The sequence below is a fragment of the Alcaligenes sp. LTN-3 genome (assembly GCF_059735605.1).
The window spans coordinates 909,955-935,215 of sequence record NZ_JCAPDN010000002.1 but is presented as its reverse complement, the minus strand read 5'-3'; the positions used below and the strand labels follow the sequence as shown (position 1 = coordinate 935,215).

The 25,261-nt window shown below is 55.9% G+C and carries 19 protein-coding genes; 4 read left to right on the top strand and 15 right to left on the bottom strand.

The features are described 5' to 3' along the window. Positions 1-96 precede the first annotated feature (96 nt). Positions 97-864 carry a peptidoglycan editing factor PgeF gene (gene pgeF, locus AC6I6N_RS12560; protein ID WP_230019156.1) on the bottom strand — a complete coding sequence of 256 codons (768 nt, stop codon included), beginning with the start codon at positions 862-864 and terminating at the stop codon, positions 97-99. Then, positions 846-1,811, bottom strand: a complete 966-nt coding sequence (locus tag AC6I6N_RS12555; RefSeq protein ID WP_497943549.1) for an RluA family pseudouridine synthase — start codon at positions 1,809-1,811, stop codon at positions 846-848. The genes pgeF and AC6I6N_RS12555 overlap by 19 nt, the downstream gene beginning before the upstream one ends. A gap of 95 nt (positions 1,812-1,906) precedes the next feature. Between AC6I6N_RS12555 and AC6I6N_RS12550 the strand changes: the two genes are divergently transcribed. Next, positions 1,907-2,704 (top strand): outer membrane protein assembly factor BamD, encoded by a 798-nt coding sequence (locus AC6I6N_RS12550; protein WP_199827906.1) that lies wholly within the window; start codon positions 1,907-1,909, stop codon positions 2,702-2,704. A gap of 253 nt (positions 2,705-2,957) precedes the next feature. Here AC6I6N_RS12550 and AC6I6N_RS12545 read toward each other — a convergent pair whose 3' ends face one another. From AC6I6N_RS12545 to yoaA, 8 genes are all read right to left on the bottom strand, one after another. Next, positions 2,958-3,641 (bottom strand): TetR/AcrR family transcriptional regulator, encoded by a 684-nt coding sequence (locus AC6I6N_RS12545; RefSeq protein ID WP_108727911.1) that lies wholly within the window; start codon positions 3,639-3,641, stop codon positions 2,958-2,960. Between the two features lie 51 nt (positions 3,642-3,692). After that, entirely contained in the window at positions 3,693-4,988 is a 1,296-nt protein-coding gene (locus AC6I6N_RS12540) for a TRAP transporter large permease (RefSeq protein ID WP_429646269.1), read from the bottom strand. A 2-nt stretch (positions 4,989-4,990) separates the two neighbouring features. Continuing rightward, positions 4,991-5,497 carry a TRAP transporter small permease gene (locus AC6I6N_RS12535; RefSeq protein WP_497943548.1) on the bottom strand — a complete coding sequence of 169 codons (507 nt, stop codon included), beginning with the start codon at positions 5,495-5,497 and terminating at the stop codon, positions 4,991-4,993. Positions 5,498-5,517: 20 nt separating this feature from the next. Further along, a complete protein-coding gene (gene dctP / locus AC6I6N_RS12530) occupies positions 5,518-6,510 on the bottom strand; it encodes a TRAP transporter substrate-binding protein DctP (protein ID WP_094195964.1) in 993 nt (330 codons plus the stop codon). 48 nt (positions 6,511-6,558) lie between these two features. Further along, complete coding sequence (locus AC6I6N_RS12525) at positions 6,559-7,884, bottom strand: NAD(P)/FAD-dependent oxidoreductase (RefSeq protein ID WP_497943547.1); 1,326 nt, start codon at positions 7,882-7,884, stop codon at positions 6,559-6,561. Beyond that, positions 7,881-8,246 (bottom strand): EutQ-related cupin domain-containing protein, encoded by a 366-nt coding sequence (locus tag AC6I6N_RS12520; protein ID WP_230019153.1) that lies wholly within the window; start codon positions 8,244-8,246, stop codon positions 7,881-7,883. Before AC6I6N_RS12520 ends, AC6I6N_RS12525 begins: the two co-directional genes overlap by 4 nt. Positions 8,247-8,509: 263 nt before the next feature. Then, positions 8,510-9,991, bottom strand: a complete 1,482-nt coding sequence (locus AC6I6N_RS12515; protein WP_094195962.1) for a SulP family inorganic anion transporter — start codon at positions 9,989-9,991, stop codon at positions 8,510-8,512. Between the two features lie 374 nt (positions 9,992-10,365). Beyond that, the gene (gene yoaA / locus AC6I6N_RS12510; RefSeq protein ID WP_108727915.1) at positions 10,366-12,420 is read right to left on the bottom strand and encodes a DNA repair helicase YoaA; all 2,055 of its coding nucleotides are present in this window, start codon (positions 12,418-12,420) and stop codon (positions 10,366-10,368) included. Between the two features lie 160 nt (positions 12,421-12,580). Between yoaA and AC6I6N_RS12505 the strand changes: the two genes are divergently transcribed. From AC6I6N_RS12505 to AC6I6N_RS12495, 3 genes are all read left to right on the top strand, one after another. Then, positions 12,581-14,929, top strand: a complete 2,349-nt coding sequence (locus tag AC6I6N_RS12505; protein ID WP_094195960.1) for a Tex family protein — start codon at positions 12,581-12,583, stop codon at positions 14,927-14,929. A gap of 3 nt (positions 14,930-14,932) precedes the next feature. Continuing rightward, positions 14,933-15,445 carry a hypothetical protein gene (locus tag AC6I6N_RS12500; RefSeq protein WP_094195959.1) on the top strand — a complete coding sequence of 171 codons (513 nt, stop codon included), beginning with the start codon at positions 14,933-14,935 and terminating at the stop codon, positions 15,443-15,445. 236 nt (positions 15,446-15,681) lie between these two features. Next, positions 15,682-16,332 carry a CatB-related O-acetyltransferase gene (locus tag AC6I6N_RS12495; protein WP_094195958.1) on the top strand — a complete coding sequence of 217 codons (651 nt, stop codon included), beginning with the start codon at positions 15,682-15,684 and terminating at the stop codon, positions 16,330-16,332. Positions 16,333-16,621: 289 nt separating this feature from the next. Here AC6I6N_RS12495 and AC6I6N_RS12490 read toward each other — a convergent pair whose 3' ends face one another. The 5 genes from AC6I6N_RS12490 to AC6I6N_RS12470 form a co-directional block, all read right to left on the bottom strand. Then, positions 16,622-17,944, bottom strand: a complete 1,323-nt coding sequence (locus AC6I6N_RS12490; RefSeq protein ID WP_230019149.1) for a tryptophan--tRNA ligase — start codon at positions 17,942-17,944, stop codon at positions 16,622-16,624. A 75-nt stretch (positions 17,945-18,019) separates the two neighbouring features. After that, on the bottom strand, positions 18,020-19,111 hold the full coding sequence (gene zapE, locus AC6I6N_RS12485; RefSeq protein WP_162496938.1) for a cell division protein ZapE: 1,092 nt from the start codon (positions 19,109-19,111) through the stop codon (positions 18,020-18,022). 217 nt (positions 19,112-19,328) lie between these two features. Then, the gene (lpdA, locus tag AC6I6N_RS12480; RefSeq protein ID WP_094195955.1) at positions 19,329-20,756 is read right to left on the bottom strand and encodes a dihydrolipoyl dehydrogenase; all 1,428 of its coding nucleotides are present in this window, start codon (positions 20,754-20,756) and stop codon (positions 19,329-19,331) included. A 161-nt stretch (positions 20,757-20,917) separates the two neighbouring features. Then, the gene (gene odhB / locus AC6I6N_RS12475; protein ID WP_094195954.1) at positions 20,918-22,135 is read right to left on the bottom strand and encodes a 2-oxoglutarate dehydrogenase complex dihydrolipoyllysine-residue succinyltransferase; all 1,218 of its coding nucleotides are present in this window, start codon (positions 22,133-22,135) and stop codon (positions 20,918-20,920) included. 34 nt (positions 22,136-22,169) lie between these two features. After that, positions 22,170-25,037 carry a 2-oxoglutarate dehydrogenase E1 component gene (locus AC6I6N_RS12470; protein WP_108727918.1) on the bottom strand — a complete coding sequence of 956 codons (2,868 nt, stop codon included), beginning with the start codon at positions 25,035-25,037 and terminating at the stop codon, positions 22,170-22,172. Positions 25,038-25,261: the final 224 nt, after the last annotated feature.

The following is a 25,261-nucleotide window of genomic DNA, read 5'->3' as shown; positions in this document are numbered from 1 at the left end:
TCACAAAGGCAGTCAATTGGGGTAATTAATTAGGCTGGCGCGCCAATAGACGGAATTAAAAATTCCATATGGTATTTAAAAACGAGCAAAAAACCGTTAACGCGGGTTCAGGCGAGCAATCGTGGCTTGTCGGCCAGTCAAGGGCGAGCGCCGATAAGAATAAAACAAATCATTATCTTGAAACGTGCACAGGCCACTTAAATGCACAGTTATTTTTCCGAGGCTCAATTTTTCCAATCGGTGGCGTGCAATACCGGGCAAATCCGCCTGCCATTTTCCAGGGCGCTTTCCCCGAATAAAAAAGGCGGCCAATTCAGGCTCGTCCAGAACATAGGCATCAAAGACCTCCTGCCCGACCTCGAAGTGCTCCTGGCTAATCGCCGGCCCAATCCAGGCTTGCCAGGATTGCGCTTGGGGACAACGGGCGGCCATCGCCTGCCAGGTATTTTCCAAGACTCCGGCTTGCAGCCCACGCCAACCGGCATGGGCCACACCGAGCACCTGGGCATGCTCATCCCAAATGACAACCGGCAGGCAATCCGCCGTCAAGATGGCCAAAGTGCGATCCCGGCGCGTGGTGATAGCGGCATCAAACTGCCTGGGCACAGCAGGCAGGACCTCCTGATCCGCATCCAGCACGTCTGTACCATGTACCTGTGCCAACCAGATGGGCTCCGCACTCAAAAAGTCCGCAAGCCGCTGCCGATTGACCTGCACCCGCTGCGGATCGTCGCCGGTATTCAAGCCCAGGTTCAGGCTGTCGCGCTCGTCCTGACTGACGCCACCGGCCCGAGTCGTACAAAAATAAAGCAGCCCCGCTTGTGCGGGGCCGCTAACCGTAGAAATCAACGTTGAGTGTGCCATTCAATAGACTCTACAACAGACTGATAATCAGCCGGTGGCTCTGCCGAGAAGCTGCGGCGCTCGCCCGTATCGGGATCGTCAAACTCCAGCACGTGCGCATGCAGCATTTGACGCTGTGCCCCCGCAACGACGCGGCCACCATAGAGGGTATCGGCCAGCAGGGGATGCTTGATCGAACTGAGATGGACACGAATCTGGTGGGTACGCCCTGTCTCCAGTCGGCAAGCCACTTCGGTCACCGCTTCTTCACCCACATAACCCTGACGCAACATTTGATAATGCGTTACGGCATGCTTGGGGGCAACGGATGGTCCAGTGCTCATGCGCACTGGCACGCGCAAATCGCGTCCAATTGGCTCATCTACCGAGCCCTGGCCCGGCAAGACACCATGGACCAACGCCAGATACTGGCGTCCCATGCTACGCTCTTGCAGTTGTCGGACAAAGTGAGTTTGTGCGACTTCTGTGCGAGCCACCACCAGCAAGCCGGAAGTGTCTTTGTCCAGCCGGTGTACAACACCGGCACGGGGCACCTGTCGCAAAGTGGGAAAGCGAAACAGCAAACCATTGAGCAAGGTGCCGCGCCAGTTACCCGCGCCAGGGTGCGTGACCAGACCGACTGGCTTGTTTACCACCAGCCAGGAGTCACTTTGAGCCACAATCTCGAAGTCCACGTCATCGGGCTCAAAAGCCATGTCTTCTGGGGCCTGTTGCTCCCAGACCAGCACGGTATCACCGGGGTAAACCGTATGCTTGACCTTGACGGCCTGGCCGTTGACGAGAACATGCCCGCTCTCGACCCAGGACTGTAGACGGCTGCGCGAATGCTGAGGCAGTAACCGCGCTAAAGTCTTGTCCAGACGATCGGGAGACGCAGTGATGGGAAGGATAAAACGCAGTGCGTCGGAAGAAACAACACTATCTTTTTCAGTATCTGTGTCAGGCATGGCGACAAATCATATAATTGAGCAGCAATGCTAACACCAAGGACGCTTTTGTGACTCGCCTGAACCTGAACTTGCCACGTATTCGTGGTACCAAGCTGGCCCAAGTAGCCGCATTAATGCTGGCTGCCACTTTGCTTGCTGGCTGCGGCACTACCAAAAAAGAAGTTGACCCCACCTCGGGTTGGACCGCCGAGCGTTTGTATAAAGACGCCCGTGAAGAAATGTCGGCCGGCAACTGGAAAGACGCGCGTACCCGCCTGGAAGCCGTCGAGTCCCGCTACCCCTTCGGCACATATGCACAGCAATCGCTGATCGACCAGGCTTACATTAACTGGAAAGACGAAGAGCCTGGCAAAGCCCTGGCCGCTATTGACCGCTTCCAGAAGCAATACCCCAGCCACCCTGGCACCGACTATATGCTGTACCTGAAAGGACTGATCTCCTTTACGCCTCCTAGCGCTGCCCTGTCCAACATTACCCAGCAGGACCCCAGCGAGCGTGACCCTAAAGGTCTGCGTGAATCCTACGAAGCCTTTAACGATCTGCTGCAACGCTACCCCGACAGCCGATACGCACCCGATGCCGCCAAACGTTTAACCTGGCTGGTCAGCACCATCGCTCAGAACGAAGTACATGTGGCCGAGTACTACTACAAACGTGGCGCCTACGTTGCCGCTGTTAACCGTGCCCAAACCGTTATTACGGACTTCAAGGGTGTGCCCATCGCCGAACGTGCGCTGTACCTGATGTACCTGTCTTACGACAAGATGGGCCAGACCGAGTTGCGCGACACCACCAAACGCGTGATGGACCAAAACTTCCCTGACTCAAAATACTTCACGGAAGGCTTGGATACCAAGGTTAACTATTGGAACCCCATCAACTGGTTCTAAGCCTTGCAGCAAAGCAGCACAAGATGATACGGACTGCCTTTGTGAAGCGGCAATAAAACGTCTCACTGAACGCAGTCCCAAAAAGGGCCGAATCCTCTTCAGGATTCGGCCCTTTTAGTTTCCCGACTTCAAACTGATATTCCTTGGCAACTCGCTTTGCCCTGCTCCTCAGAGCAAGAACTATCAGTCAGGACGCTCCTTCCTCTGTGGCCCCCTAGGCACGCCTGACGCCCACCGGCTCCAGAGCATCCAACTATCCCACCACTTTCTTGGCATTGTCCTTTTGCACGCTATACATGCGCTCTGCAAAAGCCTTGGCCTTGGCCGGATCCAAAGGCTGGCCACCCAAGATCTTCATGGTGTCATTCAAATACACCATACGATCTTCCAGATTTTCCTGCAGGCCAATCAAGTAATAGCCAATCTGACAAAAGTACGTTGTCCGTGCTCGGGTCTGAGCTTCTATCTGTTCCAACCCCATACGCTGAAAGAAATTAGCCAAGGCATTCATGCAAGCCTTGTCCGCCCGCGCTACCGCCTGACGCACCCGCTCGGAGCGCCTTGCCCAATCACGCATGGCCATATCCAGACCCGGTTCGAAACGGGACACGTCCAGCCAGGTGGAGAACAGGGACAACATGCCATCTTGCAAATTGTCCACATTCTCTAGCGCCAGCATGGTAGAGCGCATATTCTTTTGCTCCCAAAAACCGACCAGCCCATCAAGCAGATCGTCCCTGTCCTTGAAATGCCAATAAAAACTTCCCCGTGTGACGGCCATGACCTGGGCCAGACGGGTGATGCGCACCGCCTCCACACCTTCTTGCATAAACAAGCGAATGGCGGCCTCCAGCCAATCCGCCCGCGTCAAATGCACATTAGGCTCGCTCAACGCCCCGGCTTGGGCCACACGTTCAATCAATTCCTTATCGCTCATATCGCCTGCTTGTAGAGTCGCTTTAATCGCCAAAGTATACCGGCGCTCCTCTTACAACAGGCCCAGCATTCGTGGAAACGCCAAGGAAACGGCGGGCACAAAGGTGGTAATCAACTGAACCGGAATGGCTACAAACACAATCATGGCAATGGCCGGACTAAAAGAGCGGTGTACCGCTACTTTACTGATACGGCAGGACATATACAGCACAGGTGCCATCGGCGGACTGTTGGAACCTACGATTACTGCACATGCCACAATCGCGGCAAACTGTACCGGGTTGATCTCTGCCGCCCCCACCAACGGCAGCAGCAAGGGAGCCACCACCACGGTCAAGGACACGTCATCGATAATCATGCCCACCAGAACCAGAAAGATATTCACCATCAAAAGAATTCCGATGGGACTATCGACCAGACCGGTCACAAAAGTGGCCAGGTCCTGTGGCACGCCTTGCGCAACCAGAATTCGGCCAATCAGGAAAGAGAACAGCAAGATCAGGATGACCGTCCCCGTGGTCTCTGCCGTACGTACAAAACTGTCGCACAGCTTGCGCAAGGTCAGCTCACGGTACACAAAGCAGCCAATACCGATGACCAGCACAACAGCTACCGCAGCCGCTTCTGTAGGCGTGAAGACTCCCCCATAAATCCCGCCCAGAATCAAGGCAGGAATACATAAGGCGGGGATGGCATAGAACAAGGTTTTGAGCGAGTAACGCCCTTGAGTTTCGTGCGCAGGCTGAGCAGGCGACTCCTTGAACCAGCGTCCAGCCACGACGTAATTGAACAAAATCAAACCAAACATCAAGAGCAAGCCCGGTCCGATCGTCGCTGCAAAGCAGGCCACCACGGATTGCTGGGTCACCACCGCAAACAAAATCATGGTAATGGACGGCGGGATCAGAATGCCCAGCAAGGAGGAAATACCCAACAAGGCCGCCGAGTACTGACGAGGATAACCACGTTGTTCCATGGGGTCGACCAAGATGGTGCCAATGGAAGCCACTGCCGCCGAGGCAGTCCCCGAAATCGCCCCGAACACCCCGGAAGCCAGAACCATGCTGGCCCCCATGCCACCACGACGATTCTTGACCAGCATTTCGGCAAAACCCACCAAACGATGAGCAATCCCGCCTGCCTGCATCAAATAACCTGCCATGATGAACAAGGGCAAGGCCAGCAGAACCAGGGAGTTCAAGGAACGGAATCCTTGCAGCATCAAGGTGTTCAAATTGACGTCATAGACCAAGGTCAACATTAACAACGTGCCAGCAAAGGACCAGGCCACCGGCACCCCCACCCCCAGCAGGAACAGCAGCAAGAGAACAGAAAATCCAGCATGCATAATCAATCGTCTCCCTGGCGCAAGGCCATCAAAGACTGATAAACATCGCGCAAGGCATACAACAGGCTACCGACTGCGTTCAGGCCAATTGCAGACTGAGGCACCCAGACAGGAATCGACAGCTCCGCCATGGTGGCGGAGAAGCGGGAGCCCCACATGAACATGCGCAAGGTCCAATAAGCGAAGGCCACCACAATAATCAGTACCAGTACCGACACAATAAAACGGTGAATGGCACGCGCTTGTGGCGTTTTCAAACGATGTGACAGATAGTCCACCACCAGATGCTGACGGGACTGACTGGCGATCAGCGCCCCGGTCATGTACAGCCAGATCGCCGCCACCATCACAATGGTGTGCACTCCTGTTGCCGGCCAGTTCAGGTAGTAACGTGCTGCCACCACATAGGCCAAACCTGCCGCCACCACGATGCTTGACACAATGGCCAGCCATTCCAGGGCAGCCAGGGTCGGCCCGCGCTTCATTGGGATACCCTCACTCACGCTCATACTCCCTTGATCCAAGGTGTTCACTTGAGAGCCGAGGCGTTTTTCTCGATATGCGCCATGATGTTCTCGCCTACTTCAGCGTGCATCGATGGCCAGACTTTGGCGCGGACATGCGTACCCAATGCGGCCAGCTGATCCTTGTCGAGTTCAATGTAGTTTTTGCCCAGCGCCTTCCACTTCTCCACAATAGCCGCGTCCGCTAGCTGGGCCTTGGCAAACTGCTCTTGCATGATGCTGGTGGCGGAGGCTTGAATCACTTCCTGTTGTTCGGGTTTCAGGGCCTCCCAAGCTTCCAGGTTCATGGACAGCACACCAGTAATGAATTGCTGCTTGCTGCGCACGTAATAATCCAAGGTGTCGCGGAAATACTCGTAGTCGTAATAAATGACATTGGCCGCGTCGCCATCGACCACGCCAGTTTGAATGGAAGTGAACACCTCCCCCCAATCAATGGCGGCCGTTTGGTAACCCATGGCTTGCACAGACTGCTGCATTATGGAGATTGGAGGTACCCGTACCTTGATGCTCTTGGCATCCTCCACCGTCAACGCATGTTTGCCTTTGGTAGCAACGCCATTAAAGCCTTCAGGCCAGGCACCAAAGAACTTCAGACCATTTTCCTTGTAAACACTATCCAGCGTTTCATTCAGCCAGCCACCAGGCTGGTAAGCAGCCAGGGCTTCTTCCCAGGTGGTGAACATATAAGGCGTATAGATCACCGCAATGCGCTTGTCATAGGAAGTCATGGGCCAGTTCAACATCAACTGCACATCCCCCGCTATGTGCTGATCGAACACCTCTTCCTGACCTCCTAACTGGTTCTGATAAAAAACGCGTGGCGACAAAGCGCCTTGCGTGCCCTCTTTAATCAACGCGGCCCATTTTTCGATAGCGTCACCGCTAGGCGAACCCTGCGCGCCCGAGTCTGTTGCAATGCGCATGGTTTGTGCGGACACGGTGGCCACACTCAGGCTGAACATCACCGTCAGCAAAGTCTTGCTCAAAAGCGTCATAACTCCTCCTGGGTATCTCTTTTAAATTTGTTGTTCAAACTTCACTTGTCAGGCTTCTGCTCGGTGTCGCCACAACTCCCAGCCCAAACGGGCCCGGACCCCCACATCCAGAAACGGCCGTGGCGGCAAAGCATCGGGTTGCCCCAGAGCCTGCATGTCAGCAATCAAAGGGTTATCCACGCCACAGGCCAGATCCGCCACCAACATGCCGGAGATCGTGCCTTTGGTCAGCCCCACCCCGTTCTGACACACCGCGCAGTACACATGTGGCGCCACCTGCCCAAAGCCGGGCGAGCCGTTACGGGACAAGCAGATAAAGCCCGTCCAGGTGTGCTCCATTTCCACGCTCTTCAGATTCGGGAAACGCTCATCAAACAGGGCTTTGTGCTCGATGCGAACACGGCGACGGCTCTGGTCATCGCTACGCAAATTAGGGGCGTACGTCATGTGCTGGCGAATCAGAATGCGCTGGTCATTGGTGCGGCGCATGGTGATACCTACAAACGCATTGGCGGGCGTCAAACCCCAGCTGGGCAAACCGCCCAATTCACGCTGTTCGCTTTCGGTCAGGCAACGAGTCAAGCTGGCATGAGCGGCCATCGGCATCAGCTTGCCGCTATAAAACCCAAACTGCTCCGCGAACACGTTCACGGCCAGAATCATCTTTCCTGCACGAACTTTGCCGCCGGGGGTGTCCAGCGTGACGCCATCACCTTGCTGCAAAGACAACACCGGCGTTTTTTCGTAGACGGTGACGTTGGGAGGCATATTGTCAGCCAGGCCACGCGATAAAGCAGCCGGGTTCAGCAGCACCGTGCCTGGGGTGTAAATACCTGTACGGAAATGCTTGAATCCCAGCTTATCGTGCAAAGCCTTCCCGTCCAGCCACTCATGCGGTTCCTTCAAGGACTCCAGCACCTGAAGCGTAGGCTTCAGGGTTGTGCGTACGCCTTCCTCGGAAACCGCCGCATGGAATTTCCCGATGGGGCTCCAGTCGCACTCGATACCGTAACGCTCGACCTGGGTTCTTAGATAAGCAATTGCCGTACGCGCCAAGCGCACGTGCGAGCGGGCGGCGTCCAGTTCGCCCATGGAACTGCCAACGTTATGAGGGCTATCAATCGCAAAGCCGGAGTTTCGGCCTTGAGCCCCTTCACCCACCTGATCCGCTTCCAGCACCACGATGCTGTCATCGGGACGATTCTCTGCCAGGCGACGAGCTGCGGCCAAACCGGCCAGACCACCGCCAACAATCACCCAATCGGCTTGTATATCTTTACCTAAGGCTGGCTTGGCCATGCGAGGCGCCAGAAGCCGACTCCACCCATTGGTCTTGTCGTTCTCCGGCAGGCGCGTAATTTTCTTGGTGCTCATGCGGCCGTCCGTGCGCTGGCCCAGTTGCTGGGATGCAGGCAATAATGGATCAGAGCAGACTCTGCTTCGTAGATCAGGGGAGTACCTGCGGGTAGCCAAACGCAGTCAAGGGGCCCTGCTTTCAAAACACCTTGCGGGGTATGAATATTGATGCTGCCTTCAATTACCGTGACCACTTCGTCGTAAAGCACAGTCCATTCAATTCGCGCCTTGCTCAGACGGGCATAACCAGCACTGAGAGGCGTGCCATCTTGTTCACCCACAATCTCCGCCAACTGCGCCATCTCGGGCTTTTCCTGTCGAGGCTGGAACGCCAAATCATTGAAACGCATCACCCGCGGCATCGTTTTTTCTGTCGTCATTCGCTTCACCAAACATAAGTGGATTCATAACATACATATCTGTATGTTGTGATGGTAGTTAGCTTGATGTAGAGCGTCAATGTCTTGAAGGATGGGGATTACCCTGCGTCGCACCCAGATTCTTGTTTAAGCTTGAATTATTATTTCCAGGCAATTGCGTGGGGCTGGAGGTGCACGACCGGGACTGAAATGTCCCCTTCAGAACCCAGGAAGGAGCAGACGATGGCAGTTAAGGCCGGCGCATCCAGCGCCGGCCACGCTATTTAATGAGGGTTTACGGGACTCGCACCGTCACTGCTGGGGTAACGAGCAAACTGTTCGATCATTGTCGTGCTACTGGCATCGAGCCCCTGCACCTGCACCTGGGCACCGCCACGACGCAACTTCAACACAACCCGATCCAAGGCCGCAACCGAGCTTAAGTCCCAAAATCGTGTCTGGCTCACATCAATACAGATATGCGGCACTTTCTCTTGATAGTCGAACTTTGAAAAAAAGTTCTCTGCCGAGGCAAAAAACACCTGCCCGAAAACAATATAAGTACGTGTCTGGCCATCTTGGCTAAGGCTTGAGGTGATGTGCAAAATACGGCGCACCTTGTGTGCAAAGAATACCCCGGAGAACAGGACACCTGTCAGCACTCCTTTGGCCAGGTCGTGGGTGGCAACAGTGACCACCACCGTCGCCAACATGACAACACTGGATGTTCTGGGATGCACGACCAGGTCTTTGATTGAACGCCAATTGAATGTGCTGATGGACACCATCACCATCACGGCAACCAAGGCAGCCATCGGTATCTGCTTGACCCACTCCCCCAGAAAGACAACCAGTATCAACAGCACAACGCCCGCTGTTAAGGTGGACAGTCGGCCACGCCCACCTGATTTCACATTGATCACCGATTGCCCAATCATGGCACAGCCAGCCATCCCTCCTACAAAGCCCGTGGCGATATTGGCAATACCCTGTCCTACACACTCTCTGTCTTTGTTGCTCGTGGTATCGGTCATATCGTCCACGATAGTGGCCGTCATCAAGGATTCCAATAGACCCACAACACATAAGGTGACAGAGTAAGGAAAAATGATTTGCAGTGTTTCCCATGTCCAAGGAACCTGCGGGATCAAAAAGCTGGGCAGGCTGTCAGGCAAGGCCCCCATATCACCCACGGTGCGGATATCCAGCTCAAAAACCATATAGACAATGCTTAGAACGACAATGGCCACCAAGGGCGAAGGCACTGCCCTGGTGATATAAGGCAATCCATAAATGATGACCAGCCCAGCCGCCGTCATGGCATAAACGGGCCAGGTGACATTCGTCAACTCCGGCAATTGAGCCATAAAAATCAAGATCGCCAGGGCATTGACAAAGCCAGTGATGACCGAGCGCGAGACAAACTGCATAAGCTGCCCAAGGCGAAAAAAGCCAGCCAACATTTGCAGCATCCCTGCAAGAATGGTTGCCGCCAACAAATAGTCGAGCCCATGCTCTTTCACCAGCGTCACCATCACTAAGGCCATCGCCCCGGTCGCAGCCGAAATCATGCCTGGTCGGCCACCGACAAAAGCGATGAGCGTCGCGATAGAAAAAGAGGCATACAGGCCGACTTTAGGATCCACACCGGCAATAATGGAGAACGCAATGGCTTCCGGAATCAAGGCTAATGCCACCACCAGGCCAGCCAGCAAATCACCCCGAACGTTGGAGAACCATTCCGTTCTGATTTTTTCAATAAACATAAACACCGCATTTAGCAAAGAAGAGAGACGCGCTTACCGTATCCAGCTAAACAGTCACCGTCTGGACACGCAAGGCAAAAACATGGGCACGCCCGTCGCGGCAAACAGCGACAGACAGAGAAAAGGACAAAGCAAGGAAAGAGCGCTCTTGCCGCGCTAGTGCACCCTAAGGGGGTGTGACGGAATGAAAGTGTCCGCGAGGCATGGCTGCGCCCCGGTAATTAACCGGTTTCAGTGTGAGGTAAGCAAGGTTAGCCATGGCCGTGATTGTACTCAGAAAACAAAACGCATTCCCTGCCCTTGGACACAGACACCTCACCAGGATTGGCCTGGACTATGTTTGGGGGCAAGAAACCAGTCGGTCGACTGTCTCCTTACGGCTGCTCCAGGCCGTCCTCCATCGTCACTTGCCCTGCTTCATCGCTCTGCCGCTTGGCCTTTTGCTCCCGCAAAAACGCCAGCGCACGAGCAGGATCACGAGTCCGAGCGAAAGGTGGCAAACCACGCCACAGCAATTTGCCGTAGGGTTTCTCGACAATGCGGGTATCGCCCACCATCAGCACGCCCCAGTCGCGCTCGGTACGGATCAGGCGCCCAGCCCCTTGTTTCAAAGCAATGGCCGCTTCGGGCAACTGGTATTCCATAAAGGGATTACCGCCTCTGTCCTTGCATTCTTTGATACGGGCCTCCAGCACCGGATCATCCGGCGGAGCAAAGGGCAGCTTGTCGATCGCAACCAGTGTCAAGGCATCACCAGGCAGGTCAATCCCTTCCCAGAAGCTGGCACTGCCCACCAACACCGCATTGCCACGCGCACGGAACTCGTCCAGCAGAACCTGGCGCGAACGCTCCCCTTGGCGTAGCACATTGCGCTCTATGTCTTCCCGATCAAATCGGTCTCGCAGCATATCCGCAATCCGCTCTACCGAGCGCAAGGTGGTACAGAGCACCAACACACCGCCCTGACCCGCCTTGATCAGCGGAATGAGCGCATCCACGAAAGCCTGATTGAAATTCGGATGGCTGGGAAGCGGCAAGGTGCTGGGCACATAGAACAGTGCCTGATTCGGATAGTCGAACGGTGAAGCCCAGGCTTCGGTGCGGGCATCGAACAAGCCCAGTTGCCGCTTGAAATGATTGAAATCCCCATGCACCGACAAGGTCGCCGAGGTCAGCACCCAGGACTGCTCCTTGCCTCTGTAACGCGAGAAAATCTTGGCCACCGATAAAGGCGCACTGTGCAAACGCAAATAGTGCTGGCCACTTTCTACCCAACGCACGAACTCGTCGGGCTGGTCTTCATCTTTTTCACTTTCAGGCAGATAGGCGTGGCGGCCCTGGCGATCTGGCTGACTCCACTGGAACAAGCGTGCACGTATCTCCAAGGCACTTTTATGCGCTGCTGCCAGATCAGGATGGCGCTCAGCCACCATAGCCAGCATCTTGATGACCTTATCGAAGGTCTCCAGCAAATGCTCCAGCGCCTCATCAAAAAGCTCAGGCTCGGGCAAGGCCTGGAAAGTGGCGCGGCCACCTTGAGCCGCCAGCGACGCGGTTCGCAAATGCAAATCCCGAGCCGCTTGCTCCAGCTTGCGGGCAACCTGGCTCCAGTCCACGGTCTCACGGGCCTGGGCCAGACCCGCCGCTTCTATCTGCCGACACAAATCCGTCAGTTGATACAAGGACACGCTGCTACCCAAAAAACGGGTGGCCACGTCGGGCAGTTGGTGCGCTTCGTCAAACACCACCAGATCCACGCTGGGCAGCAAATCCGTCACGCCCTCTTCGCGCAAGGCCAAATCGGCCATGAACAAGGCGTGGTTCACCACCACCACATCGGCATCCTGAGCATGACGGCGGGCCTTCATCACAAAGCAGTCGCGCACAAAGGGACAGTCCTGCCCCAGGCAGTTATCCCGCGTTGAGGTGACCCGGTGCCAAATATCCGCATCTTCGGGGACTTCGGCCAGCTCACCCTTGTCGCCGCTACGGCTGCGCTCTGTAAAGAGCTGGATAGCACGCAGATAAGCGATTTCCGCACGAGACTTCAGAGCCCGGTCATCCTGCCCCAACCGTTCCAAATGGTAATGACAGACGTAATTACTTCTGCCCTTGAGCAAGGCCACATCGACCGGCAAAGCCAGCGCTTTACGCAGGTGGGGAATATCCCGACGGAACAATTGGTCCTGCAAGGTACGCGTTCCGGTCGAGACCAGCGCTTTACCGCCTTGCATGAACACCGGAACCAGGTAGGCCCAGGTCTTGCCTGTGCCTGTGCCCGCCTCGGCGATCAGTACGCCAGAATCGGCGACCGTCTCGCTGATGGCTTGGGCCAGCTCCAACTGAGCCTGCCGCGGACGATAGTGCGGGACAGACTCTGCCAGAGGGCCTTGGGGAGAAAAGATATCGGAATAATCCTGCAACAACATGGGGCAAAACCGCTCAGGGAGAGGTGACGAATGACAGAACTGTCTACAATCACAGTGGAATACATACAAGATGATACCTGCCAATTCTGGGTCGCTGCCGGTCTTTATGGCAAAATGCGGCGCTTGCAGACCCTTTTACAACGATGGACCCATAACTGAAATGACTGTGGAAACCCTCGCCCAGCAACAGGATCACCAACAGATTCTGGCGCTACTGGCCTCTGAACTGAACATCCGCATCCAACAAGCCGCCTCGACGGTTGAGCTCTTGGACAACGGGGCCACGGTCCCTTTTATTGCCCGTTACCGCAAGGAAGCCACCGGTGGCCTGGACGATAATGTCCTGCGCGATCTGGAAGTGCGCCTGATCTATTTGCGCGATATGCAATCGCGTCGTCATGCCATTCTGGAATCGATCCGCCAGCAAGAAAAACTGACGCCCGAGCTGGAGCAAGCCATTTTGGCGGCGGACACCAAGCAGCGTCTGGAAGACTTGTACGCGCCGTACAAGCCCAAGCGTCGTACCCGTGCCCAGATTGCCCGCGAGGCCGGTCTGGAGCCGCTGGCGGACGCCATTCTGGCCCAGAAGGATGCCGACCCTCTGGCACTGGCCGAAGGCTATCTGAATGCCGAAGCCAAGATCGACACGACCAAAGCTGCTCTGGACGGTGCCCGCGACATTCTGGCCGAACGCTTTGCCGAGCAGGCCGACCTGCTGGAAGCCATGCGCGACTATCTGTGGAAGTCCGCCCACCTGTACTCCAAGGTTGCCGAAGGCAAGGAACAGGAAGGTGACAAATTCCGCGACTGGTTCGACTTTAACGAAGCGCTGCGCCAACTGCCTTCTCACCGCGTGCTGGCTTTGTTGCGCGGCCGTCAGCAAGGTGCGCTGGACCTGCGCCTGGGCCTGAACCCCGAACAGGATCAGCTCTTGCCCCACCCTTGTGTGCTGAAAGTGGCAGAGCTGACCGATATTGGCGCTGACTTTTCCGCCGACGCCAGCCCACGTGATCACTGGTTGGCCGAGGTCTGCCGCTGGACTTGGCGCGTCAAGTTGCTGACGGCGTTTGAATCCGAGCTGATTGGTCGTCTGCGCGAACAAGCTGAGCAGGAATCCACCCGCGTGTTTGCCGCCAATCTGCGCGATTTGCTGCTAGCGGCCCCCGCTGGCAATAAAGCCGTTCTGGGCCTAGACCCAGGCATTCGTACCGGCGTGAAAGCCGCTGTGATCGATGCAACCGGCAAGGTGCTGGATACGGCCACCGTCTACCCCTTTGAGCCCCGTCGTGACCGCGAAGGCGCGATTCGTACCTTGGCCGGTCTGGCTACTCGCCACCAAGTTGAACTGGTCGCGATTGGTAACGGCACAGCGTCGCGCGAAACCGAGAAACTGGTGGCTGACCTGCAGTCGGCCTTCCCGCAACTGCCGCTGACCCGCGTCGTCGTGTCCGAGGCAGGTGCATCGGTGTACTCTGCTTCGGAAATGGCTGCCCAGGAATTTCCTGATATGGATGTCAGCCTGCGTGGTGCCGTCTCCATCGCCCGCCGCCTGCAAGATCCGTTGGCCGAACTGGTCAAGATCGACCCCAAATCCATTGGCGTTGGCCAATACCAGCACGACGTGAACCAGCGCGAACTGGCTCGCAGCCTGGATGCCGTGGTCGAAGATTGTGTTAACGCGGTGGGTGTGGACGTCAACACCGCTTCTGCTCCCCTGCTGGCGCGCGTCTCCGGCCTGAACAACACGCTGGCCAAAAACATCGTCACCTGGCGTGACGAAAATGGTGCCTTCCAAAGCCGCAAGCAGTTGCGTGACGTGCCCCGCTTTGGTGAAAAAGCCTTTGAGCAGGCAGCGGGCTTTTTGCGTATTCCCGGCGCAGCCAACCCTCTGGACGCCTCGGCGGTTCACCCCGAAGCCTATCCGGTTGCCGCCCGTATTCTGGAGCGTCTACAGACCGAAGCCAGCGATGTCATGGGTAAATCCGGCGCACTGAAAGGTTTGTCCCCTTCAGACTTCACGGATGAACGCTTTGGCTTGCCCACCGTGCGTGATATTTTTAACGAAATTGAAAAGCCCGGTCGCGACCCTCGCCCTGAATTTACGACGGCCAAGTTCCAGGAAGGCATCAACTCCCTGAACGATTTGACGCCCGGCATGATTCTGGAAGGCGTGGTCACCAACGTAGCCAACTTTGGTGCCTTTGTGGACGTAGGGGTACACCAGGACGGTCTGGTGCATATCTCGGCTCTGTCTGATACCTTTGTGAAAGATCCGCGTGATGTGGTTCGCGTGGGTCAGACGGTTAAGGTTAAAGTCCAGGAAGTGGATGTCGCCCGCAAGCGTATCGGTTTGACCATGCGCCTGAACGACGACAGCGCCCCAGTGCGTGGTTCCAACAGCACGAGCAACGCTCCCCAACGCCGCTCTGGAAACAATCGCCCCAACCGGCAAGCTGAACCAGCACCAACCGGTGCCATGGCAGCGGCCTTTAGCAAACTTCGGAGATAAGCCATGACTGAGACCGAGCGCCTTTCCCAACTGACGCGTCTGCTCAATCTGCTGACCGGATTTGATCAGAAGGAAGAGGATATTGCAGCCATCAGCCGGTCCGTGCTGACTGCAAGCGCCAGCCCGGCAGCGATGGGTGAGGCGTATGGAAAGCACGCGCAGAACCTGATGGAACACGATCCGGATGGTGCTCTGATCCTGGCCATCAGCTACGAACTGGATGATTATCTGGCCCTGGCCGATACCGTCGATGAACTGTGGGAAGAAATTCTGGCCGCGTTTGAAAATCAGGACCTGCCCGCCTTTCCTTACGACGACATGCCTTTTCAGGACGTAGATGGCTTTTTCCAATGGGCGAACGAGCAGTTGCAGGAGTTTCACCCCTCCTACTGTCTGCTAGAGTTTGCCCAAAGCTATGACGAGGAGTTTCAACTGATCGTGGTCAAACGCGAGAGCCTGGAAGAAATTCTGAGCCTGTGTGAAAAGCTGGATATTCCGGCGCAGCCAGCCGAATAAGGCGGCTATTCCTGCCGGCCCAAGCCCATCATCAAGCCCTGCATGAATGTTTACGCAGGGCTTGATGCTTTATGGCTGGTTTGAATACAAAGCGCCTCAACGCGCACTGAACGAGTCGCGCCATCAAGGTCAACCAAGCGAGCCTCCTAGCCTCGCTTGGCTTCAATACGAACAGCCCACTTTGCCCTTACTGGCGCAAAGCCAGAACCAGCACGGCAAGGTCCAGAAGGAGAAGCATGGTGCAAAAGCACTGGTCGCAGGTCGAACTCCTGCACGAAACCGTATCCAATCCCAATATCCATATACGTGGCACACACAGCTACTACAGCCATGCCTGGACCGGCAGTTTTGAAGAAAGCGTGGTGCGTTACTTGTACGGGGACGAATACAGCCGCAAGACCTGGGACTCTCAATGGCCGGTGGACCAGCTACATATTGGCGACTACGTATGTATCGGTGCCGAGGCCGTGATTCTGATGGGCGGCAACCATACCCATCGCATGGACTGGTTCAGCCTGTATCCCTTCGTGGACAAGATTACGGACGCCTATGTGGGCAAAGGTGACACCCACATCCAGGACGGTGCCTGGATCGGTATGCGGGCCATGATCATGCCCGGTGTCGAGGTTGGTGAAGGCGCTGTGGTGGCCTCGGGGGCGATTGTGACCAAGAGCGTGGCACCGTATACCATCGTGGCCGGGAATCCGGCTGTGCCCGTGCGAAAACGCTTTGATGAGGCAAGCATTGAGCGGCTGCTGGCCTTGAGAATATATGACTGGCCAGAGGAAAAATTCACGGCCTTGCGCGACGTGATCTGTGCAGAAGATATTGCAGCATTGGAGCTGGCCAGCCAGAACTGGGATCAGCGGTCTACGACTCAGACCTGAACCCTTGCCTTAGGGAACTGCAAATGCAGAGTAGCCTTTGTAGCTGAAGCCAATACCCAAGATATCTCTGCCACAGGTTTTATCCTCAACCACCTTTCAAGGTATTGATAAAAAAGTAAAAAACAAAACAGCCCCAAACGTGAGATGAACATCTCGTTTTTGGGGCTGTTTATTTTCAAACGTGCTTCAAGGTAGGGTGCGGTGGCACAAAGAGACTTACTGCATCCAACCTAGGATCAATCCTGGGCAAGTTCTTTGCAAAGAATCAATCCTGCCACCGGCACACGACTTAGTCTCGCATCGAATCCAAAGCGGCTTCGAGTGCATCACGCAGATCTGCCGATACGCGAGCGACTTCCTCTCCGGCACAATGGATTTGCAGTTCCGAGCCATCTTGTTTGACGACCTCGGCGAACGCCTCAGTCTGCAAACCTTTGATTGCCACGCCCGCCTGTTTGGGATCAGCGTAGGAACGCGACAGGAACAACTCATGTCCGGCCGCATCCTGCAGGCGGAAACGGAACGTGCCGTCTTCGTCGCGGAAATTCACAAACCGGGCTTTACGGGCCTTGGTTTCAGTCTTGGTAGCCGCCACGCTGATCGGGTCACGCAGGCCCACAGCAGCCTTCAGTTCGTGAATAAAAGGCGTTGCATAGGCACGAGCCTTGCGGGCACCCACTTGCAGCAGTTCTTCAATGTCCTGAGGGCGAGCCATCAGAGATTCATAACGCTCGCGCATGGGGGCGATCATGGTTTCCAGAATCTGATGCAAAGCTTCTTTGGCCTCGCCCCAGGCCATCCCTTCGATCAGTTGTTGGCGGAAGATCTGAGTCTGCTCTGGCGTCGCAAAGGCCTTGTACAAGGCGGTCAGGTGGGAGTCATCCGGGTTCTTGGGTTCACCCGGGCCTTTGGAGTCCGTCACAATGCGGGCGATGGCGGACTTCAGCGCTTTGGCACCACCTTCAAACAGGGGAATCGTGTTGTCATAGCTCTTGGACATCTTGCGACCGTCCAGGCCCGGCAACAGAGCCACATCTTCCTCGACCTGCACCTCAGGCAGTACAAACAGCTCTTTGCCGCGACCATACAAATGGTTGAAGCTCTTGGCGATATCACGCGCCATTTCCAGATGCTGAACCTGATCACGGCCCACAGGCACTTTATGCGCGTTGAACATCAAGATGTCAGCCGCCATCAACACGGGATAGCTGAACAAGCCCATGGTCACGCCGTCATCCGGCTCCATGCCAGCCGCCTCGTTTTTATCCACGGAGGCTTTATACGCGTGCGCACGGTTCATCAAACCCTTGCCCGTCACGCAGCCCAGCATCCAGGACAGTTCGGGAATTTCAGGAATATCAGATTGGCGATAAAACGTTACTTTTTCCACATCCAGGCCGCAGGCTATCCAGGTGGCGGCAATCGCACGGCGCGAAATGGCTACGCGCTCCGGGTCGTCACATTTGATCAGGGCGTGGTAGTCCGCCATGAAGAAAAATGCGTCGACATCGGCTTGCTGGCTAGCACGGATAGCAGGACGAATCGCCCCGGCATAGTTACCCAAGTGTGGAATACCGGTCGTTGTAACGCCGGTCAGTACTCGTGTCGTCATGATAAAAAATACGCTTATAAAACTACGTGTCAGGGTCAGGTATCAGGTGCATTGGCCACCGGCCGCGCCCAAGACCTACAAAATAACTGCCTGGCGCCGTTCTGACTCCAGGTACTCGCGCGATTGCATTTCCATCAACCGCGAGACAGTACGGTGGAACTCATTGGCCATGGGGCCATCTACATACAACTCTTCCTCGGGCACCGCCGCGGACATAATAAATTTGACTTTGTGATCGTAAAAAACGTCCACCAGCCAGGTGAAGCGCCGTGCAGCAGAAGCATCACGGGCTGTCATACGGGGAACGTCGGACAGGATCACGGTCTGGAAACGGTTGGCCAGTTCCAGATAATCGTTCTGCGAACGTGCGCTAACGCACAGGGTCTCGAAATCAAACCACACAGCCGAGCCTGACAAGGCCACCGCTTTCACATCACGGTTCTCGATGCTAAGTACAGGCTCTTGGGGGGCGGTGTCCGATAAGGCCGTAAACATGGATTGCAGCTCGGCGGTGGTCTCTGGCCCCAATGGCGTCAGATAGGTTTTCACCTGCTCCAGCGCACGGCGGCGGTAATCCACACCGGTATCCACGTTCATGATGTCCATATTCTTCTGGATCAGCGCAATGGCGGGCAAAATGCGGTCGCGATGCAAACCTTCCGGATACAGCGTGGAGGGCTCGTAGTTGGACGTCATCACAAAGGACGTACCGCGCTCGAACAGGCCCAGCAACAGCTTGTACAGAATCATGGCATCGGCCACATCCGAGACATGGAACTCGTCAAAACAGATCAGACGATAACGCTTGGCGATACGCTTGGCGACCTCATCCAATGGGTCACTCATGCCTTTGACCTGATTCAGCTCCTTGTGTACGCCGCGCATGAACTCGTGGAAGTGAATCCGGGTTTTGCGCTTGAGTGGCACCGTCAGGTAGAAGGCGTCCATCAGGAAGCTCTTGCCGCGCCCTACGCCACCCCACAGGTACACACCACGCGGCACTTCCGGGCGGGAAAACATACGACGCAAGGCACCGGAGCGCATTTTGCGAAACTCCACCCACTCGTCGTAATAGCGTTGCAACCGGTCTATAGCTTGCTCCTGTGCCTGGTCGGCACGATAGCCTTTTTCCGCTAAAGCCTGATGGTAATACTCGCGAACATTCATATCACTGAAAATAAAAGAACCTGTCCTGGACAGGTGGTGGTCTGCCAGCATGCACTGCGATCCACTGCAGCACTGCTTTTGATGCAGGGCCTGAGCATACTGCGCGGTCAATTATCTCACGCATCACAGCCTGTACAGACTGCTTTGATCAGCCTTTCGTGACGAAAAAAAGGGCGAGCCTGTGCCCGCCCTTTTCCAACAACACCCTGAAAGTCTATCAGAAGTTCAGAGCGCGTTTGTCCACTGCCAAGGCCGCTTCTTTCAGGGCTTCGGACAGGGTTGGGTGAGCATGGCAAATACGGGCGATATCTTCAGACGCACCACGGAATTCCATGATTGCTACGGCTTCAGCCACCAGCTCAGAAGCCACAGGGCCCACAAAATGTACGCCCAGGACTTCGTCAGTCTTGGCATCAGCCAGAACCTTCACAAAGCCGGTGGTGTCACCCAGTGCGCGGGCACGGCCGTTGGCCAGGAAGGGGAAGCTGCCCGCACGGTATGCACGGCCTTCGGTCTTCAACTGCTGCTCGGTCTTGCCAACCCAAGCAATTTCGGGGGAGGTGTAGATAACCCAAGGCACGGTGTCAAAGTTGACGTGAGGTTGCTGACCAGCCAGACGCTCGGCCACCGCCACACCTTCTTCTTCGGCTTTGTGAGCCAGCATAGGACCACGCACCACGTCACCCACCGCCCAGATACCTGGCAGGCTGGTGGCGCAATCGTCGTCCACAACCACGAAACCACGCTCATCCAGTTTCAGACCAATAGTATCTGCACCCAGACCGGCGGTATTGGGCACACGGCCAATGGAGACGATCAGCTTGTCGGCTTCCAGCTTGTGCTCGGCACCAGCGGCGTCCACGTAATTGATGGTGACCTGTTTGGCCGTCTTTTTGATTTCGCCAACTTTCACGCCCACATTGATCTTCAGACCTTGCTTGGTGAACGCTTTCAGGGCTTCCTTGGCAACATCGCGATCCACAGCGGACAGGAACTCGGGAGCCCCTTCCAGAATGGTGACTTCGGCACCCAGGCGACGCCACACGCTACCCAGTTCCAGACCAATCACACCGGCGCCGATAACGGCCAGCTTCTTGGGAACCTTGGGCAGACGCAGAGCGCCGTCGTTGGACAGAATCTGCTCTTCGTCGAACTCGGCGCCCGGCAAGGCACGAGCCGAACTACCCGTAGCGATGATGACGTTCTTGGCAACCAGCTCTTCGGCGTTGGCACCGGCCACGTTCACCGACCAGCCGCCGTCAACCTTGCCGCCAAAGGAGGCGGTACCGTGGAAGAAGTTAACTTTGTTCTTTTTGAACAGGTACAAGATACCGTCGTTGTTTTGCTTGACGACGACATCTTTGCGACCGACCAGCTTGTCCAGGTTCAGTGACACACCTTTGACATCCACGCCGTGCTCGGCCAGATGCAGATTGGCATGCTCGAAGTGCTCGGACGACTGCAACAAGGCTTTGGAAGGAATGCAACCTACGTTGGTGCATGTACCGCCAGGAGCAGGTTTGCCTTCAGCGGTGGACCAGGCGTCCACGCAAGCGACGCTCATACCCAGTTGAGCAGCACGGATAGCGGCGATGTAGCCACCAGGGCCGGCACCAATTACGACAACATCAAATTGCTTAGCCATAAAAATTCCATAAATGTGAAAAAGGCAGACTGGACCGTCCAGAAGTCAGGCGGGAAAGAATCAGGCGGTGTAAATCCGCCCCCAGGGCCTTAAACAAAGCCGGCCAAGGCTTAGAAACAAGCACTTGGCCGTAAACATACTAGACTGAAACGACCACGTGCTTAGACGTTCAGCAACAAACGCTGAGGATCTTCCAGCGCTTCTTTCATGGCTACCAGACCCAGAACGGCTTCGCGGCCGTCGATGATGCGGTGATCGTAGGACATAGCCAGATAGTTCATGGGGCGAACCACGATCTGACCGTTCTCAACCACAGCACGGTCCTTGGTGGCGTGAATGCCCAGGATGGCGGACTGAGGTGGGTTGATGATCGGGGTGGACAGCATGGAGCCGAACACACCACCGTTGGAGATCGAGAAGGTACCGCCTGTCATTTCTTCCAGGGTCAGTTTGCCGTCACGAGCACGGGCACCGAAATCAGCGATTTGCTTTTCGATGTCAGCAATCGACATTTGATCAGCGTTACGCAGGATAGGCACCACCAGACCGCGTGGGCTACCAACGGCCACACCGATGTCGAAGTAACCGTGGTAGATCACATCTTTGCCATCGACCGAAGCGTTCAGCACGGGGTATTTCTTCAAAGCGGCCACAGCGGCTTTCACGAAGAAGGACATGAAGCCCAGCTTGACGCCGTGCTCTTTCTCGAACTGATCCTTGTACTTCTTGCGCAAATCCAGCACCGCTTGCATGTTCACTTCGTTGAACGTGGTCAGCATGGCGTTTTCGGATTGCGATTGCAGCAAACGCTCGGCGATACGAGCACGCAGACGGCTCATGGGCACGCGCTGCTCTGGGCGGCCGTCCAGGGACAACGTAGCAGGAGCAACAGGAGCGGCAGCAGGCTTGCTAGCAGCAGCGGCGTTGGCTTCCAGAGCGTCACCCTTGGTGATGCGACCGCCACGACCGGAACCTTCCACGGAGCTGGCTTCCACACCTTTCTCAGCCAGGATCTTGGCAGCGGCAGGCGAAGCAACCGAGGAAGCGGCGGAGCTGGCAGCAGGAGCAGCAGCGGCTGGGGCAGCCGCAGGAGCAGCTTCTTCAGCGGCAGCGGCAGGAGCAGCAGCGCTGGCCTTGCCTTCGGAGTCGATACGAGCCAGTACGTCGCCGGAGGTAACGGTGCTGCCGTTGGCCTTGACGATTTCGCTCAGCACGCCCGAGGCAGGAGCGGGAACTTCCAGGACAACCTTGTCGGTTTCGACTTCGATCAGGATTTCATCAGCCTGAACCATTTCGCCAGGTTGTTTTTTCCACTCCAGCAAGGTTGCTTCGGAGATGGATTCAGAAAGTTGGGGAACCAGAACGTCAGTAATTGCCATGATTATATTTTCCGTATTTAAAATTTGGGGTGCGTTATTTGGTCAGCATGAAGCCTTTGCGAGCGCCGAAAGCCTGCTCCAGCAGTGCTTTGTGCTGTTCCTGGTGTTTGGCCAGGTAACCAACAGCGGGCGAAGCGGACGCGGCGCGGCCGGCGTAACCCAACTTCTGACCTTCGGTCATGTTCTCGTAGATGTGATGCTGAACGTAGAACCATGCACCTTGGTTTTGAGGTTCGTCCTGAACCCAGATAACTTCCTTGGCGTTGCTGTACTTGGCCAGCTCAGCCTGGAAGGCTTTGTGGGCAAATGGATACAACTGCTCCACACGGATAATGGCAATATCGTTGCGCTCCAGCTCTTTGCGGTGGTTCACCAGATCGTAGTAAACCTTGCCCGAGCAAGCCAGAACACGTTTGACAGCGGCTGCATCAATCGCCTGATCCGTTTCACCGATCACAGGCATGAAGTGGCCTTCAGCCAGATCGCTCAAGGGCGAAGTAGCATCTTTATTACGCAGCAAGGACTTGGGCGTCATGATGACCAAGGGCTTGCGGAAAGGACGGATCATCTGACGACGCAGAACGTGGAAGATCTGGGCGCCGTTGGTGGGCTGAACAACCTGGATATTGTTGTCTGCGCACAGTTGCAAGAAACGCTCGATACGGGCCGAGGAGTGCTCAGGACCCTGACCTTCGTAGCCGTGTGGCAGCATCAGAGTCAGACCGCAATGACGGCCCCACTTGGCTTCACCCGACGTAATGAACTGGTCAATAACAACCTGGGCACCGTTGGCAAAGTCGCCGAACTGGGCTTCCCAGATAGTCAAAATATTAGGTTCTGCCGAAGCATAACCGTATTCAAAGGCCAGCACGGCTTCTTCGGACAAGACCGAGTCGATCACCGTGAAGGTGGCTTGACCTTCGGAGACGTTTTGCAAAGGAATGTAGGTACCGTCGTTCCAGCGCTCACGTTTTTGATCGTGCAGCACAGCGTGACGGTGCGTGAACGTACCACGGCCCGAGTCCTGGCCGGTAATACGGATGGCGTAGCCATTGTTCACCAAGGTTGCAAAGGCCAAGTGCTCGCCCATGCCCCAGTCCACTTGAGCTTCACCGCGTGCCATGGCACGACGATCGTTCAGCATGCGGTTAACCAGTGGGTGAACAGTAAAGCCCTCTGGCACGGTAGTCAGTTTTTCACCGATGCGTGTCAGCTCGGACATCGGCAAGGCGGTGTCAGCCTGGTCAGTCCATTTGGCGCCCAGGAAAGCGGACCAGTCGGTGGCGTACTTGTTCTTGTAGTCTGTCAGAACAGGTTCAACCGTGCGCTTGCCGTCTTCCATCAATTGACGGTAGCTCTTGACCAGATCTTCAGGCTCGTTCTCGGACAGAATGCCTTGAGCAACCAGCTTGTCGGCGTACAGCTTGCGCGTACCGTTGTGCTGACCAATTTTCTTGTACATCAGCGGCTGGGTCATCGAGGGAGTGTCTTGCTCGTTGTGGCCCAGTTTACGGAAGCAGACGATATCAACCACGACGTCGTGCTTGAACTCGCGGCGGAAATCCAGAGCCAGCTGAGTCACGAACACCACGGCTTCTGGATCGTCGCCGTTGACGTGGAAGACAGGGGCTTCAATCATCTTGACCACATCCGTGCAATACAATGTGGAACGTGTATCGCGTGGGTCAGAGGTGGTGAAACCGATCTGGTTGTTAATCACGATGTGCAGCGTGCCACCGGTACCGTAGCCACGGGTCTGGGCCAGGTTCAGTGTTTCCATGACCACACCCTGACCGGCAAAAGCCGCGTCGCCGTGAACCAGCACAGGCAGAACCTGGCTGCCGTCCTCGTCGCTACGACGATCCTGACGGGCACGAACCGAACCTTCGACCACTGGGTTAACAATTTCCAGGTGGGAGGGGTTAAAGGCCAAGGACAAGTGAACCGGACCGCCACGGGTGGACAAGTCACTGGAGAAACCGTTGTGGTATTTCACGTCGCCGTCGGTCAGACCTTCAGCGTGACGGCCTTCAAATTCGGCAAACAGATCACCGGGCATTTTGCCCATGATGTTGACCAACATGTTCAGACGACCACGGTGAGCCATACCCACGATGATTTCCTGAACGCCGTTCTCGCCTGCGTGGTTGACGACCTCATCCATACAAGCGATGAAGCTTTCACCCCCTTCCAGGGAGAAGCGTTTCTGACCTACGTATTTGGTGTGCAGGAAGCGCTCCAGGCCTTCGGCCTCGGTCAGCTGCTTCAAGATATTGCGTTTTTGCTCAACGTTGAAAGAGCCTGTGCCATGCACTGACTCCAGGCGCTGCTGGATCCAACGCTTGACCACCGGGTCGGTGATATACATGAACTCTGCGCCCACCGAACGGGAATACGTGTCACGCAAGGCCTTGAGCATGTCGCGCAGCGTCATGGTGTCGGCTTTGGTGAAGTAGGTGTTGGTGGCGGAGTAGACCTGGTCCAGATCTGCTTCGGTCAAGCCGTAGAAAGCAGGATCCAGTTCAGGGATGCTGGGGCGTTCGGAGCGCTTCAGAGGATCCAGATCAGCAATGCGTGCACCCAGGGAGCGGTAAGCAGCAATCATGGACTGAATCGACACTTGCTTCATGGCAACTGTCAGGTCCGGTGCTTGCGCGCTGGTCAGGAAGGCATTGGCTTTGGCTCGTTGGGCGAAGGACTCGACAATAGGCGCGTGAGCTTGATCGCGGGTGCTGTCGCGGCCGTCAGTAGCTGGCTGATGCTGTAGTTGATCGAAGTACTCGCGCCATTGGTCGGCGACAGAGCCTGGGTTGTCGAGGTAGGACTCGTAGAGTTCTTCGACGTAAGGAGCATTGCTCCCGAACAGATAAGAGTTACTGAGCAGTTCTTTTTGCGATGACATTATTACGCTTCACCTATCCGAGTGTTTCACTCGTGTTGAGATGCAGGAAAACCTTCCGCGACACGGACCTCGCCGGTTAGCGGATAGCAGGAGCAGAAGGCAACGTAGGACGCCTTATACAAGCCGTATCGATCTAGTATAACGCCGCACACAAAAGGCGCAATTAATGACATCTAAAATGCTTAGGGACTACATCAGACCGTTGGCATTAACAAACACATCGA

Coding starts and splice junctions, on each gene's coding strand:
- AC6I6N_RS12545 (WP_108727911.1), bottom strand. CDS start 3,641: ATGAGCGATAAGGAATTGATTGAACGTGTGGCCCAAGCCGGGGCGTTG.
- AC6I6N_RS12515 (WP_094195962.1), bottom strand. CDS start 9,991: ATGTTTATTGAAAAAATCAGAACGGAATGGTTCTCCAACGTTCGGGGT.
- AC6I6N_RS12525 (WP_497943547.1), bottom strand. CDS start 7,884: ATGAGCACCAAGAAAATTACGCGCCTGCCGGAGAACGACAAGACCAAT.
- AC6I6N_RS12490 (WP_230019149.1), bottom strand. CDS start 17,944: ATGACGACACGAGTACTGACCGGCGTTACAACGACCGGTATTCCACAC.
- AC6I6N_RS12555 (WP_497943549.1), bottom strand. CDS start 1,811: ATGCCTGACACAGATACTGAAAAAGATAGTGTTGTTTCTTCCGACGCA.
- AC6I6N_RS12540 (WP_429646269.1), bottom strand. CDS start 4,988: ATGCATGCTGGATTTTCTGTTCTCTTGCTGCTGTTCCTGCTGGGGGTG.
- AC6I6N_RS12470 (WP_108727918.1), bottom strand. CDS start 25,037: ATGTCATCGCAAAAAGAACTGCTCAGTAACTCTTATCTGTTCGGGAGC.
- AC6I6N_RS12535 (WP_497943548.1), bottom strand. CDS start 5,497: ATGAGCGTGAGTGAGGGTATCCCAATGAAGCGCGGGCCGACCCTGGCT.
- lpdA (WP_094195955.1), bottom strand. CDS start 20,756: ATGGCTAAGCAATTTGATGTTGTCGTAATTGGTGCCGGCCCTGGTGGC.
- yoaA (WP_108727915.1), bottom strand. CDS start 12,420: ATGTTGTTGCAGGATTATTCCGATATCTTTTCTCCCCAAGGCCCTCTG.
- AC6I6N_RS12495 (WP_094195958.1), top strand. CDS start 15,682: ATGGTGCAAAAGCACTGGTCGCAGGTCGAACTCCTGCACGAAACCGTA.
- AC6I6N_RS12505 (WP_094195960.1), top strand. CDS start 12,581: ATGACTGTGGAAACCCTCGCCCAGCAACAGGATCACCAACAGATTCTG.
- pgeF (WP_230019156.1), bottom strand. CDS start 864: ATGGCACACTCAACGTTGATTTCTACGGTTAGCGGCCCCGCACAAGCG.
- AC6I6N_RS12520 (WP_230019153.1), bottom strand. CDS start 8,246: ATGACGACAGAAAAAACGATGCCGCGGGTGATGCGTTTCAATGATTTG.
- odhB (WP_094195954.1), bottom strand. CDS start 22,135: ATGGCAATTACTGACGTTCTGGTTCCCCAACTTTCTGAATCCATCTCC.
- dctP (WP_094195964.1), bottom strand. CDS start 6,510: ATGACGCTTTTGAGCAAGACTTTGCTGACGGTGATGTTCAGCCTGAGT.
- zapE (WP_162496938.1), bottom strand. CDS start 19,111: ATGAATGTTCGCGAGTATTACCATCAGGCTTTAGCGGAAAAAGGCTAT.
- AC6I6N_RS12500 (WP_094195959.1), top strand. CDS start 14,933: ATGACTGAGACCGAGCGCCTTTCCCAACTGACGCGTCTGCTCAATCTG.